Below are 13,667 nucleotides of genomic sequence, written 5' to 3' on the forward strand. Positions count from 1 at the left end.
TAGCTGAGGAGATGCGTGCCCGTGCCTGCCTCCAAGGTCTGGGTGACCGGTCTGACGGTGGGAGCGATCGCCGCGGTCACGGTCCTGGCCGTCCAGGCCAACAAGGGCCCGCACCCGAAGGCGTCCGCTGCCCGCCCGAGCGCCTCGGCGTCCGCGCACGCGTCCACGTCCCCGAAGCCGCACGCGACGGCCGCCGCCGCGGTACCGGCCTCCTCCGGTACCGGGCGGCGCATCGTCTACGCCGTCGGCCAGAAACGGGTCTGGCTGGTCGACGCGAGCGACAAGGCGGGCCGTACGTTCGCGGTCTGGCCGGGCACGGTGAGCCCCGACCCCGGCAAATACACCGTGTCGGTCCGCAAGGACGCCACGACGGGTTCCGACGGCGTCCAGATCGAGAACATCGTCTACTTCGCCACCAAGTCCGGCCTCAACATCGCCTTCTCCAACGCGGTGGACGGTTCCTCGCCCCCGCCGGCGGCGGGCAAGGAGACGGGCGGCGTCCGCATGGGCAAGGCCGACGGGGCGGCGCTGTGGGCGTTCGGGACGACGAGCACGAAGGTGATCGTGGTCAAGTAGCGGAACTCCTGGCCGGGAGCTGCACGACGAGCAGCACGACCCCGCTCAGCAGGAACACCCGGGTCGCGGCCTCCAGCCCGTTCCAGTCCTTCGACTGCCACATCGAGAACCACTCACCGCCGACCGCGATGAACCCGGCCCCGAACAACACCATGAGCATGAGCAGCCCGTAGGTGGAGAACCCCCGCGCCCGCTCGTCGTCCCGCCGGACCCACAGCCAGGTCCCACAGCCGAGCACAAGCGCGGCAAGCGTCTCCCACGCGATGATCACCACATAGGCCGCGTCCTGCGGCCCCTTGCTGGTCACCGCCCGCCACATCAGATCGTCGTCCTTGAACGTCGTGTCCATGGCCAACACATGCCGCACGAACTGCTGGTTGGTCCCGAAGTCGGTGATGTTCCCGAAGGCGACGAGGGCGATGTAGAGGGCGACGGTGGCGGTGAGCAGGGTGGCGGCGAGCTGTGCCGCGGTGAGGCCCATGCCGGCTCAGCGGCCAACGGTGAGTGGGTGGGACTGACGCGACGGACCCGAGCGCCTCTTCCTGGGGCACCCGGTCCGCGGAAGTGTGACAGTTCTGGCGGAAGTGTCACAATTCCCCGACCCACCTCCCCGCCCGGGAACGCGGTACAGGCAAGGGAATGCATGCCTGGCCGCCCGGCCCGACGCCGCGTGTCGATTCACCTCTATCCACCCCCTCAACCCACCGTCCCCGTTCGATTACAGTGCTGAACTGACTCGTACGTACGACGGAGCTCCGAGGAGGCCTTGGTGAGTACGGCGACCGCGGCCGTCTGGGGTCGGGTGGAGCAGCAGGATTTTCGGAGTCGGGTGCGGGGGACGGTGCTCGGGGCCGCCGTGGGGGACGCGCTCGGTGCGCCTGTGGATCTGTTGGCGGGGGACGAGATCCGGGAGGCCTACGGCGCTGAGGGCGTCGTGGATCTCGTCTTCGGGTACGGGCGGCGGGGGGCCGTCACTCATCTCACGCAGCTCAGTCTGTTCACCGTCGATGGGCTGATCCGCGCTCAGGTGCGGCGCGATACCGGGGCCTGGCATCCGCCCACCGATCTGCATCGGGCTTACTTGCGGTGGGCCGCGACCCAGCATGACTGGGGGCCCGACGAGCGTCGTAAGGAGGATGGATGGCTTGCGCGCGAGGAGTGGCTCTATGCGCGGCGCGATCCAACTCGGGCCTGTTTGCTGGGGTTTGGGGATGAGCGGATGGGGACGCTCGACGCGCCCAAGAATCCTGGCGAGGTGGGAGGGGAAGCCGCCGCTCGTTCCGCGCCTTTCGGGTTGCTCGTGGGGTGGGAGCCTCAGCTGGTGATGCAGCTCGCCGTGGAGTGTGCCGCTCAGACTCATGGGCATCCCGTCGGGTATCTCTCCGCCGGCGCCTACGCCGTCATCGTGCATGGACTCGCCCGCGGGGAGAGTCTCGACGCCGCCGTGCAACGGGCGCTCGGCCTGCTTGCCGCCAGATCCGGGCATCAACCCGTCTCCGTCGCCCTCCAGCGCGCCCTCGGCGCCGTACGGCAGGGGATGCCCACCTCCGCGCGGGTCGAGGAACTCGTGGGGGAGGGGAACGCGGACGGGGTGCTCGCGGGAGCTGTCTACTGCGCGCTGGTCGGCGAGGACGTACGGCATGGGCTGTGTCTGGCCGTGAACCACGGTGGGCCCTCCGGTACCGCCGGGGCGCTCACCGGTGGTCTGCTCGGGGCGTTGCACGGCGAGACGGCCCTCCCGCCGGCCTGGCTGGCCGAGTTGGAGGGCCGTCCCACGTTGCTTGTGCTCGCCGACGACTTCGCGGTGGAGATGACCCAGGGGCCCGCGTTGCACGGGCCCGCCGGGTCCGCCCCGGGGTGGATCGCCAGATACCCGAGAGGCGCGTAGCCGTAGCTACGACTGGCTGCCCACCACGTCGTCGTCCGCACCCGCCTGCGTACCCGCCTGTGCCGGTACCGCCACAGCGGCTGCCTCGCCGTCGTCGTCCCCGCCCCCGTTGATCTTCTCGATCAGCGCGTCCCGTTCAGGCGTGTCCTCGGGCTTCACGTAGCCGATGAGGATGTAGAGGACCAGGGAGACCGCGAGCGGGATCGACACCTGGTACTGGAGCGGGACCCCGCCGTCCACCTCCCAGTTGATCGGGTAGTTGACCAGCCAGAAGGCGAACAGGCCGGCCGCCCAGCTCGTCAGTGCCGCCGTAGGACCGGACTTGCGGAACGGGCGGAGCAGACCCAGCATCATCGGGATCGCGATCGGGCCCATCAGACCGGCGACCCACTTGATGACGACCGTGATGATGTCCTTGAACGTGGGCGAGTTGATCTGTGTCGCCACCGACATCGACAGGCCGAGGAAGACGACCGTCGTCACGCGGGCCGCGATGAGCCCCGAACGGTCGTCCCACGCGCGGGCCTTGGCGGATACGACCGGTGCCACGTCCCGCGTGAAGACGGCCGCGATCGCGTTCGCGTCGGAGGAGCACATCGCCATCGTGTGCGAGAAGAAGCCGACGACCACCAGGCCCAACAGGCCGTGTGGCAGCAGCTGTTCGGTCATCAGGCCGTAGGAGTCGGAGCCGTCCGGCTTCTGCGCGTGGACCAGGAGCGGGGACATCCACATGGGGAAGAAGAGGACCGTCGGCCAGATCAGCCACAGCGCCGCCGACAGGCGGGCCGAACGCTCGGCCTCGTGGGGGCTCTTGGTGGCCATGTAGCGCTGGGCCTGGTTGAGCATGCCGCCGTTGTACTCGAAGAGCTTGATGAAGAGGAACGCGAGGAGGAACACCGTGCCGTAGGGGCCGACGAGCGGTTTGCCGTGGCCCTGGAGCGCGGGTTCGTCCCAGGCGCCGAGGAATCCGATGCCCTTGTCGTGCAACTTCAGTACGACGGCCACGAACATGGAGACGCCGGCGAGCAACTGGATGACGAACTGGCCGAGTTCGGTCAGCGCGTCCGCCCACAGGCCGCCGATCGTGCAGTAGACGGCCGTGATCGCACCGGTGATGAGGATGCCCTGGTTCAGGGACACACCTGTGAACACCGACAACAGGGTCGCGATCGCCGCCCACTTGGCCGCCACGTCCACGATCTTCAGCAGCATCCCGGACCAGGCCAGCGCCTGTTGGGTCTTCAGGTTGTAGCGGTTCTTCAAGTACTCCAGCGGGGACGCCACGTGGAGCCGTGAGCGCAGCCGGTTGATGCGCGGCGCGAACAGCTTGGAGCCGATGGCGATGCCCAGCGCGATCGGGAACGACCAGGTGATGAAGGATGTGACGCCGTACGTGTAGGCGATGCCCGCGTAGCCGGTGAACATCACCGCGCTGTAGCCCGACATGTGGTGCGAGATGCCGGACAGCCACCACGGCATCTTCCCGCCGGCCGTGAAGAAGTCGCTCACGTTGTCGACGCGTTTGTGCGACCACACACCGATCGCCACCATCACGCCGAAATAGCCGATGAGCACGGCCCAGTCGAGCCCGTTCATATGCGCCCTCCCACGATTGAGCCGGTTCAGCCCGGGGCTCATCGTGGGCGTTCGCGCGTGAGCACGACAAGTAAGCGCACGGTCAAGGGGAAGTAAAATCGTTCGGATTGATGTTCCGTGTTCACCTACATGAACTCACCGCATCAGCTCCCCGGCGTTGACCAGCAACGACTGACCCGTGATCGCCCGCGCCCGGTCCGACGCCAGGAACACCGCCGCGTCCGCCACATCCCCGTCCGTCGCCAGTTCGGGCAGCGCCATCCGGCCGGCCAGCCGCTTCAGCACCTCCGCCTCCGGCACCTTCTCCGTGTGCGCGGTGAACTGCACGTACGCCTCCACCGGCGGCCCCCACATCCACCCCGGCAGCACGGTGTTCACCCGGATCCGGTACGGCCCCAACTCCCGTGCCAGCGAGTACATCGCGCTCGTCAGCGCCCCCTTCGACGCCGCGTACGCCGCCTGCCGCACCTGCGACGGGGAGGCTACGGCCGACTGTGTCCCGATGAACACCACCGAGCCGCCGCCCACCTCCTTCAGTGCCGGCAGGCAGGCCCGCGTCATCTTCAGCGTCCCCAGCAGATTCACGTCGATCACCGACTGCCAGGTCGCGAAGTCCGCGTCCTCGACCCCGCCGAAGTAGCTGTCCCACGCGGCCACTTGGACCACCGCGTCGACCCGTCCGAACCGTTCCCGCGCCACCGTCACGAGCGCCTCGCACTGCGCCTCGTCCGTGATGTCCGTCGCCCGGTACGCCGTGTGCGCGCCGTCCGGATCGATCTCGGCGGCCGACTTGGCGAGATTCGCCTCCGTGCGCGCACCGAGGACGGCGTTCCCCCCGTCCCGTACGACGGCGGCGGCGACCTGGTGGCCGAGTCCGGCCCCGACCCCCGAGACGACGACGGTCTTGCCCGCGAGCAGCGACATCCGATCCCTCCCGGGGTCTGGCGATTTATCTGACGGGGCGTCAGAGTATGGGCGACCGGCGGAGGACGGAAGGGGAGCGACGTGAGCGAGGAAACCCGGAGCGACGTGTACGCCGAACTGGCCGCCGTAGGACCGTACGGAGTCCGGCCGGGGCATGCGCTGATCACCATGGTCGAACCGCGTCCCGGCCACGAGTACGCCTACAACCGCTGGTACGAGGACGACCACTACTACGCCGGCGCGATGGCCATGCCCTGGATGTACTCGGGCCGCCGCTGGGTCGCCACCCGCGACCTCCAACTCCTGCGCCGGCCCGAGAAGTCGGCCATCGCCGAGCCCGTCACCGCCGGCTGCTACCTCTCCACGTACTGGGTCACCGAGGGGCGCTACGACGACCACATGAAGTGGACCGTCGGCATCAACAAACGGCTCAATCGGGATGGGCGGGTGTACCAGGACCGTACGCACGTCTTCACCGCGTTCCAGGACCACGAGGCGACCGTCTACCGCGACGGCGCGGCGGGCCCGCGGGACTTCCACGCCCTCGACCACCCCTACGCCGGGCTGGTGTTGGAGGTCGTCGACAGTGAATCGGCGGAGCAGCGCGCCGAGTTGCTGGAGTGGCTCCGCTCCCGGCAGCTGCCCAAGCGCCTCGCCGGGTCACCGGCCGCCATGGTGACCGTCTTCCGGCCGACCCCACTGCCGGGCGACCGCATGACCTACGTCAAGCAGGTCGAGGGGGTCGACACCCGGCTCACGTTGCTGTGGTTCCTGGAGGCGGATCCGCGGGAGTGCTGGGAGGAGCACTTCGCGGATCTTGAGACGCCGGTGGCCGAATCGGGCCTGGGGCGCGTGGAGTTGGTGGCACCCTTCATCCCGACGGTGCCGGGCACGGACAAGTACGTGGACCGGCTCCGCTGACTACTTCAGCTCATCGGGGCAGGGAGTGCCCCGGGGCAACTGGTACGGCGCCGCCAGGCGATACGTCCCCGTCTTCGGCGCCAGCAACATCGTCCACTTGTCGCCCTTGGAGTCCTCCTCCGTCTCCATCAGGCAGCCGTTGAGGTTGTCGAACGTCTTCGGCGTGCCCTCGGCGCGGTGCTTGGACGCGTCGGTCTCCTGCGGGGGCTTGAGGCTCTTGCCCTTCGCGTCGACGATGCTCAGCCACGGCGAGTACGGGATACGGATGAGGATCCGCCCCTTCTTCTTCACCTCGATGGTCAACTCGCCCTGCTCCGCCCGGTCGACGACCGAGTTCGGCTCGGCGAGCGGCGTCGGGTCGGTGACCTGGAACAGCTGCCAGTTCGTGTCGCCCCAGACCTGCTTCAGATACGGCATCCCGCGCTGGACCAGGGTCCGTTCGCGCTCGCCGCCGTCGCCGTCCAGCTTGTCCTTCGGCAGCACGACGTAGTGGACGGCCCAGCGCTGGAGCCACTCGTGGTAGTTCGCCGAGTTGAGGGTGTCGTCGTAGAAGAGGGGGTTGCGCTCCATGTCGGCCTGGCGGTTCCAGCCGCGGGCCAGGTTGACGTAGGGCGCCAGCGCGGAGGCCTCGATGTGGGACGCGGCCGGGACGACCTCGACCCGCCCGCGCTCGGCGCCGACGGTCTGTAGTTCGTTGACCAGCGGCGCGAGTTCGTGCGACCAGGACGCGGCCGGGGCGGTGTTGATGACGTCGTCGACCGACTTGAAGCCGATCCACCCGTTGAAGCCGACGAAGGCCAGCGCGATCGCGTACCACTTGCGCGAGCGCGGCACCGCGAAGGGCAGTGCGGCGATCAGGGCCACCCCGGCGAACAGCATCGCCAGCCGGCTGATGTTCGAGCCGATCTGTGAACTGACCAGCCAGACGAGGATGACGCCGATGCTGTACACGGCCGCCGTGATCCGTACGGTCGTCCACGCGCGCGGCACCAGGAAGTAGACGATCACCCCGGACGCGAGCGGCAGGATCATCGAGCCGAACAGCATCGGCTGCGTACCGGAGAACGGGAACAGCCAGGCGGAGACCGCCACCACGGCCGCGGGCGCGAGCCCGAGGGCCCACGCACCCGGGCGTCGCTTCTGCAGGAACAGCGCTACGGCGACCAGGCCCACGAACAGTCCGGCCACCGGCGACGACATGGTCGCGAGCGCGGCCAGCGGGGCGGCGCACAGGGCCTTCGCCCAGCGTTTGTAGCGCCAGCGGTACGGCCAGCAGAACACCACGGCCACCGCGCCGAGCCCGAACACCAGGCCCAGGCCGTACGTCACCCGGCCCGACGCCGCGTTGCACAGCAGCGCGAAGACGCCCGCGAGCGAGGCCCACAGCGGGTTCCGCACCGAACGGCTGCGGATCAGGATCATGGTGAGCAGGCCCGCCGAGATCGTCCCGGCGATCATCATCGTCGTACGGACACCGAGCACCGACATCAGATACGGCGAGACCACGCTGTACGACACCGGGTGCATGCCGCCGTACCAGGCGAGGTTGTACGCCGAGTCCGGGTGGCGGCCGACGAACTCCGCCCAGGCGTCCTGCGCCGCGAGGTCGCCCCCACTGTTCGCGAACGTGAAGAACCAGACGACGTGGAGGACACCGGAGAGGAGCGTGAAGCCGATCACCGGGTGGCGGAGGAAAGGGGCGCGGAGACGGTCGACGAACCGCGTCAGGCGCGTGCTGTTCTCACGGGTCCCGCCGTCGTCCGTGTGCTGGGCGTCGGCCGGCGCCGCGTCATCCGTCCTGTCTGTCGCGGTGTGCGCGGGTACGCGTATTCGCGGGCCGGTTACCGGGCCCGGATCGGCATCGTCGGCACGTGTCGGCTCCGCTGTGGCCACCTGAAGGCACTCCCCGTGTCCCGTCTTCCGTTCTCGGCCGCGTCCTGTCCCGTTCCCGGCCTGTTCGACGCCGCGTCCCGCTCGACCGGCGACGTGCCCCGATTCGCGACGCTAGCACGCACCCCGCCGACGGGCTCCCGGGTGGGGGCCCGCCGACGGGACGCGGTGACGTGCAGCGCCTCGTGGGTCAGCCGAGGCGGGTCAGCTTGGACGTCAAGGCCGGTTCCGCGAGGTCCTTCTGGAGAGCGACCGGCACCTTGACGGCACCGCTCGAACCGTCGCCCACGGTGAGCGTGCCCACCTTGGTGCCGGCCTTCGCGGTGTGCGGTACGGCGTCGGGGGCGAAGGACAGCTTCACCTTCAGGCCCGCCCAGCCGACCGCCGCGACGTCCTTGGTGACGACGACCGGGGTGTGACCGCCGAGTTGGTCGTCGACGTACCCGACCACGGTCCCCTTCTTCAGGATCTTCGCCGAGGTCATCGCGTCCTGCGCCGCGAGCATCGCCGTCTTGCTGACCGCGTTGACGGTGTCGATGATCGGCGCGGTGTGCTGGCCGAGGATCGCGCCGACGACGACGGCCGTCTCACCGCCGACCTCCTTGGTGGCGGCGAACAGCAGGTTGCCGCCGGCCGCGGTGGTGGTGCCGGTCTTGATGCCGAGCGAGTTGTTGTACGGCACCAGGCGGTTGTAGTTGGTCCACTTGTGACCCGACGGGTCGACCCAGCTCGGCAGCTTGGTGATGTCCATCAGCGCCTGGATCTTGACCAGTTGGTTGCCCAGCTTCACCTGGTCCTCGGCGGAGGAGACGGTCGTCTCCTTGAGACCGGACGCGTCGGTGTACGTCGTGTTCGTCATCCCCAGCGACTTCGCGGTGTCGTTCATCTTCTTGATGAACGCCGCCTCGGAGCCCGCGTCCCAACGGGCGAGCAGGCGCGCGATGTTGTTCGCCGACGGGATCATGATCGCCGAGAGCGCCTGCTTCTCCGTGAGGATGTCGCCGGCCTTCACGGTGTTGAGCGTGGACTCGCCGTCCTTGTCGTAGCCGCCCTCCTTCTCGGCGGTCGCGTCGACGGTGATCTTCTCGCCCTCCGTGCCCGCCTTCAGCGGGTGGTCCTTGAGGACGATGTACGCGGTCATCGCCTTGGCCACGGACCCGATCGCGACCGGGGTCTGCTTGCCGAAGTCGCCCATCGTGCCGATGCCGTTGACGTCCATCCAGCCCTGGCCCTCGCTGGGCCACGGGAGGTTCACCTTGCTGCCGTCGAAGGTGTACGCGTCGTCGGCGGTGAGGGTGAGGGAGGGGGTCGGCAGCGGGCGTACAGCCTGTACTACTGCAAACACGATCGCCAGGAGGATGACCAGGGGGGTCCAGATCTTGACCCTGCGGATCGCTGTGCGGACCGGGGTTTCCGGGGGTGGCGGGGTGTTGGTCAGTTCGGCGAGGAGGTCCAGCGGGGGCTTCGGGGGGAGGGGTTGTTGGGTGGTGTGCTCGGGGCCGAGCTGGGGGACGGGGCGGGTGGCGTCCTTCGGGGGCGTTTCCCTGCGGGGCGTTTCCTTGCGGGGCTCGTCGAGGGGCTTGAGGGCGACGAACCTACTGGTGCGTTCGGCCGGGGTCTCGGGGGTCTTGGGGGGCTTCGGGGCGGTGGGGGCCTTGAGCATGGTGGTCGGCTGGTCCACCGCGTCCTTGGGCGGGCGTAGGGCCTTGAAGACGGTGGTGGGGTGATCGACGGCCTCGGCTCCGCCCTCGGCCGCCTTCGTGTTCCCACCCGCACCGCCCGTGCGGGTCTCGTTGTCGGGTGCGGGTGGCCCTGCGGGGGCCTTCTCGCCGTCGGCGGCTCGCGGTCGTGCGTCGGAGGGAGCAGCGTCGGCCGGGGCGGCGGCGGTGGCGGCGGCAGTGGCGGCGTTTTCGGTGCCAGTGCCAGTGCCAGTGCCAGTGCCGGTGCCGGTGGTGCGGGGGTCCGCGTTCGTTTTGCCTTCGGCGGCTACTGCACCGGTGGCGGGTTCGCCTTCGCCTTCGGCGGACTCCGGGCGGTTGTCGGTCTTCGGACCGGTCGTGCCGGTGGGCGTCTCGCCTTCGGCGGACTCCGGGCGGCTGTCGGCCTTCGGCGCGGTGTCGGTGGGTGTCTTGCCTCCGGCGGACTCCGGGCGGTTGTCGGTCTTCGGACCGGTCGTGCCGGTGGGCGTCTCGCCTTCGGCGGACTCCGGGCGGCTGTCGGCCTTCGGACCGGTCGTGTCGGAGAACGTCTCGCCTTCGGCTGACTTCGGGCGGCCGTCGGTCTTCGGATCGGTCGTGCCGGTGGACGTCTTGCCTTCGGTCGAGTTCGGGCGGGCGTCAGCCTTCGGTCTGGTCGTGTCGGAGGGTGTGTCGCCTTCGGCGGGCTTCGGGCGGCCGTCAGGCTTCGCGCCGGTTGCTTGGGGGAACGTCTTGCCCTCGGCGGGCTCCGGGGCCGTGTCGGCCTCGGCTTCAGCGGACCCGGCATCAGCGGTCTCGCCCGCGGCGGTGCCCGTGGCTTCCGGGCGGGCGTCGACATCCGCACCGGCCTTGCCCGTCGTCGCTGCCGCGGGCACCTTGTCCGCCCCGGAGTCGTCCTCCGAGTCGGCGTCGGCGTTGCTCTCGGCGGCAGCGTCAGCGGCCCGCTCGCCCTCGGTCACGTCACCGTCGGCGTCGGACTCGCGCTTCCCGGCGTCAGCCGAACCGCGCGCCTTGTCACCCCCGGCGGGCTTCGCGTCCTCGGGGTCACCAGTCACCGCAGCCGCCCGCTCGGCCCGCTCGCCCGCGTCGGCTTCCTGGGCGCTCTCGGCGCCCTCGGAGGCGTCGGCCACGGAAACTTCCCCCGTGTCCTCGGCATCCCCGGTCTCCGGGCCTCCAGCGGGCGTCTCCGCGCCCTCGGCCGTAGCGACGTCCACCGAACCCTCAGCCCCGTGAGCCGCCTCGCCGCTCCCGGCCGGCTTCTCGACCGCGTCCTCGGGGCCCTCGGGGTCTTCGGCACCGGTCGGCCTCTCCCCGGTCGAGCCCGACGACACCCAGGCCGCCACAGCCGCCGCCAAGCGCGCATCGCCCGCCGGCCCGCCGGACCCGTCCTTGGCGGAAGGGTTCTGCGTATCGGCGTCCTCGGAATCGGAGGGGGGCTCCGCCCCCTCGGTCTCCTCCGACCGCAACTCCCGGATCGAGAAGATCTTCGTCGCCGTGTCCACGCCCCCGCGCCGAGCCGCGGACGACGACGATGTCGCGTCCTCTCGGGCCACCGCCAACCGGGGATCGCGCTCACCCCGTGCCTCAGGAACCGGACTCGCGCTCCCCGGCGTCGGTTCTGCCGACGACTCGCGCTTCTTCGACCTGTCGGGGGACTCGCCCGCCACCGATGCCTCCTCCATGCGCCGCACGCGCCGCGTGCGTCAACCGAACCGACCGAGATAACCGAGTTAGCTACAAAAACAGCCACAAAATCAGCTGGAAGCCAGCTGGATGTCAGCTGGAAAACCTCTTACCCGCAGTCCGGACGACGCATCAACACCGTTGTCCGAACCATGTACCAGTGTCCTGTGTGCGGGCTTAACCCCTGCGGTAGACGAGAACGACATACCTGCCGGTTCCATCACGAAGCGGTCACGCACCCTCGACAGACCAATGTGAGAGGGGTCACCCTGTCATTCATCCACGCGGGGAGGCATGGATGGGCAGGAGCCGCAGAACTCTTCCGGAAGAGCTTCTGCTGCTGGCATTGGACCCGGCCACGGGTACCACTGCACAGCCGCAGTCGCTCGACCTCGGTCTGGCCGGAGCACAGCTAGTGGAGCTGGCGCTGGCCGGACGGATAGCCCCAGACGGGGATCGTATCGCCGTGGTGGTACCACGGCCGACCGGAGATCCGACTTTGGACTGCGCGTTGGAGTTGCTGCGAAGGCGTGGCGCTCCGGTACGTGCAGTGAACTGGATTGGCGGGCCCCGACTGGGACTTCGCCAGACCTACCTCTCGCATCTGGAGCGGTGCGGCATGGTGCATGCCGTGGCGGGACAGATGTGCGGGGTGCTGCCGACGACTCGCTATCAGGCGACGGACAACGAGATCAGCCGTGAGATCAAGGGCCGACTCGATTCCGCGATCCGCACCGGTGTGCCACCGGACCCGCGGACAGCCGCGCTCGCCGCACTGGCGCACGCGGTCGGTCTCGGCAAACACCTGTATCCGGGTAACGAGGGACGCTCGTCCCGCTCCCGGCTGCGGGACCTGATCAGGCACGACCCCATGGGCGGACTCGTGGCGCACGCCGTGATGGACGTCCAGAACGGAGTGGCGGCACAGCCACGCCGTAGCCAGGCCCCGGCCGGCCGTCAGGCCGCGCCCGGATCAAGGCCACCGGAACCGGCTCGTGGTGTTCCGATGCAGCCGCACCGAGGCACCATGGCGCGCGCCGTGGCTCACTGAGCCGCAGTCCCACGGCACACGCCGGCGCCGCGGAGCGGCACGATCGGAACCGCACGACCGGTACCACCGCACGACCGCAGTACACGCCGCACCGCAGTCCCCAAGACCCGGTTCGGGAGCCGCTGGTCCGAGCGGGGTGGAGTAGACGTAACGTCTCTCCACCCCGCTCGGCCGCATCTACGGCCGCCTTCGCGGACGCCTCGGGCAACCCGAACCTGGCTCGTACCCGCCGCATATCCACCGTTTCCCAGCGGTAGAAACCACCTTGGTGGCAGTCTGCTCAACAGCAGATACGCAAAGTGGCAAGCGCGTGGCAAGCAGTGAGCAGCAAGCAGCGGTAAGCACAGCAGTAAGCAGTGGCAAGTAGAGGCATGCAGCCGGAGGTGCACGTTCCCGTGGCGTCAAGTGTCAATCCCACCGTCAGGAGACGCCGGTTGGGCCAGGAGTTGCGTCGACTCCGAGAGCTCAAGGGCATGACGGCCGAAGAGGTCGCCGAGCGGTTGCTGGTGTCGCAGTCGAAGATCAGTCGGCTGGAGAACGGGCGGCGCAGCATCAGCCAGCGCGACGTCCGCGACCTGTGCGGGGTCTACGAGGTCGAGGACGTCCGCATCGTCGACTCACTCATGCAGATGGCCAAGGACTCTCGCCAGCAAGGCTGGTGGCACTCCTTCGGCGACATCCCGTACAGCGTCTACATCGGCCTGGAGACGGACGCGGCGAGCCTGCGCGTCTACGACCCCCAGGTCGTCCCCGGTCTGTTGCAGACCCGGCAGTACGCCGAGGCGCTCATCACCGGGGCGCTGCCCGAGACCGCCCTGGCCGATGTCGAGAAGCGGGTCCAGGTGCGGATGCGGCGGCAGGAGCGGATCTCCGCGCCGGAGAACCCGCTGCGGCTGTGGACCGTGATGGACGAGTCCGCGGTGCGCCGCGTGGTCGGCAACCGGTCTTTGATGCGGGACCAGTTGGAGCATCTCGTCGAGCAGTCCCAGCTGCCGCACGTGACCGTGCAGGTGATCCCGTTCGACATGGGCGCCCATCCGGGGCTCAACGGGCAGTACGCGATCCTGGAGTTCCCCGACGCGGCGGACTCCAGCGTCGTCTACATCGAGGGCGTCACCAGCGACCTGTACCTGGAGAAGGCGAACGACGTCCAGAAGTACAGCGTGATGTACGAGCACTTGAGGGCGCAGGCCCTGAACGTGGAGCAGTCCCGTCAGTTCATCGCGGACATGGCGAAGGAATACGCGCGCTGAGAGGCCCCGTTGGCGGAAGGTGCCGCAGGGTACACCTTCCGCCGGGCGGGATGGAAGACACCAGGGGTATATGCCACCCGGTCGAGTGAATGGCCGCTTCGCGCGCCGATGTTGGCGAGTAGCGTCGATCACGCCATCGAGTAACAGGCTTTGGCGCAAACCGTGTTGTGCGTCCGGAGGGTTCGTGG

General features: G+C 69.1%; 10 protein-coding genes. 5 read left to right on the top strand and 5 right to left on the bottom strand.

Translation table 11 applies throughout. The annotated features are described in order from the left end of the window. Window positions 1–21 precede the first annotated feature (21 nt). Window positions 22–576 (top strand): hypothetical protein, encoded by a 555-nt coding sequence (locus tag OG226_RS28830; protein WP_328682487.1) that lies wholly within the window; start codon window positions 22–24, stop codon window positions 574–576. Here the strand turns inward: OG226_RS28830 and OG226_RS28835 are convergent. Further along, complete coding sequence (locus OG226_RS28835; RefSeq protein ID WP_329350474.1) at window positions 569–1,057, bottom strand: DUF2165 domain-containing protein; 489 nt, start codon at window positions 1,055–1,057, stop codon at window positions 569–571. The two genes, OG226_RS28830 and OG226_RS28835, sit on opposite strands and share 8 nt — an antisense overlap. Window positions 1,058–1,342: 285 nt before the next feature. Between OG226_RS28835 and OG226_RS28840 the strand changes: the two genes are divergently transcribed. Then, window positions 1,343–2,464 carry an ADP-ribosylglycohydrolase family protein gene (locus OG226_RS28840; protein WP_329350475.1) on the top strand — a complete coding sequence of 374 codons (1,122 nt, stop codon included), beginning with the start codon at window positions 1,343–1,345 and terminating at the stop codon, window positions 2,462–2,464. A gap of 6 nt (window positions 2,465–2,470) precedes the next feature. Here the strand turns inward: OG226_RS28840 and OG226_RS28845 are convergent, their stop codons facing one another. Together OG226_RS28845 and OG226_RS28850 are read right to left on the bottom strand one after the other, a co-directional pair. Next, window positions 2,471–4,060: a sodium:solute symporter family protein gene (locus OG226_RS28845; protein ID WP_328682492.1), complete on the bottom strand. Its 1,590-nt coding sequence runs from the start codon at window positions 4,058–4,060 to the stop codon at window positions 2,471–2,473. A 135-nt stretch (window positions 4,061–4,195) separates the two neighbouring features. Next, window positions 4,196–4,984, bottom strand: a complete 789-nt coding sequence (locus OG226_RS28850; RefSeq protein ID WP_328682494.1) for an SDR family oxidoreductase — start codon at window positions 4,982–4,984, stop codon at window positions 4,196–4,198. Between the two features lie 81 nt (window positions 4,985–5,065). Between OG226_RS28850 and OG226_RS28855 the strand changes: the two genes are divergently transcribed. Next, on the top strand, window positions 5,066–5,905 hold the full coding sequence (locus OG226_RS28855) for a hypothetical protein (protein WP_328682496.1): 840 nt from the start codon (window positions 5,066–5,068) through the stop codon (window positions 5,903–5,905). Here OG226_RS28855 and OG226_RS28860 read toward each other — a convergent pair whose 3' ends face one another. Together OG226_RS28860 and OG226_RS28865 are read right to left on the bottom strand one after the other, a co-directional pair. Beyond that, on the bottom strand, window positions 5,906–7,798 hold the full coding sequence (locus tag OG226_RS28860) for an MFS transporter (RefSeq protein WP_329350476.1): 1,893 nt from the start codon (window positions 7,796–7,798) through the stop codon (window positions 5,906–5,908). 187 nt (window positions 7,799–7,985) lie between these two features. Then, a complete protein-coding gene (locus OG226_RS28865) occupies window positions 7,986–11,159 on the bottom strand; it encodes a D-alanyl-D-alanine carboxypeptidase (RefSeq protein ID WP_329350477.1) in 3,174 nt (1,057 codons plus the stop codon). A gap of 314 nt (window positions 11,160–11,473) precedes the next feature. Between OG226_RS28865 and OG226_RS28870 the strand changes: the two genes are divergently transcribed. Both OG226_RS28870 and OG226_RS28875 read left to right on the top strand, forming a co-directional pair. After that, window positions 11,474–12,226 carry a GOLPH3/VPS74 family protein gene (locus tag OG226_RS28870; RefSeq protein WP_328682501.1) on the top strand — a complete coding sequence of 251 codons (753 nt, stop codon included), beginning with the start codon at window positions 11,474–11,476 and terminating at the stop codon, window positions 12,224–12,226. Between the two features lie 395 nt (window positions 12,227–12,621). Further along, the gene (locus OG226_RS28875; protein WP_328682503.1) at window positions 12,622–13,479 is read left to right on the top strand and encodes a helix-turn-helix domain-containing protein; all 858 of its coding nucleotides are present in this window, start codon (window positions 12,622–12,624) and stop codon (window positions 13,477–13,479) included. The last annotated feature ends 188 nt before the right edge of the window (window positions 13,480–13,667 follow it).

Origin of the sequence: Streptomyces sp. NBC_01261 (genome assembly GCF_036226385.1) — a bacterium.
In the GTDB taxonomy this organism is placed as follows: domain Bacteria; phylum Actinomycetota; class Actinomycetes; order Streptomycetales; family Streptomycetaceae; genus Streptomyces.

Excerpts from the sequence above, each read along its gene's own strand:
- OG226_RS28835 (WP_329350474.1), bottom strand. The coding sequence starts at position 1,057 with ATGGGCCTCACCGCGGCACAGCTCGCCGCCACCCTGCTCACCGCCACC.
- OG226_RS28845 (WP_328682492.1), bottom strand. The coding sequence starts at position 4,060 with ATGAACGGGCTCGACTGGGCCGTGCTCATCGGCTATTTCGGCGTGATG.
- OG226_RS28850 (WP_328682494.1), bottom strand. The coding sequence starts at position 4,984 with ATGTCGCTGCTCGCGGGCAAGACCGTCGTCGTCTCGGGGGTCGGGGCC.
- OG226_RS28870 (WP_328682501.1), top strand. The coding sequence starts at position 11,474 with ATGGGCAGGAGCCGCAGAACTCTTCCGGAAGAGCTTCTGCTGCTGGCA.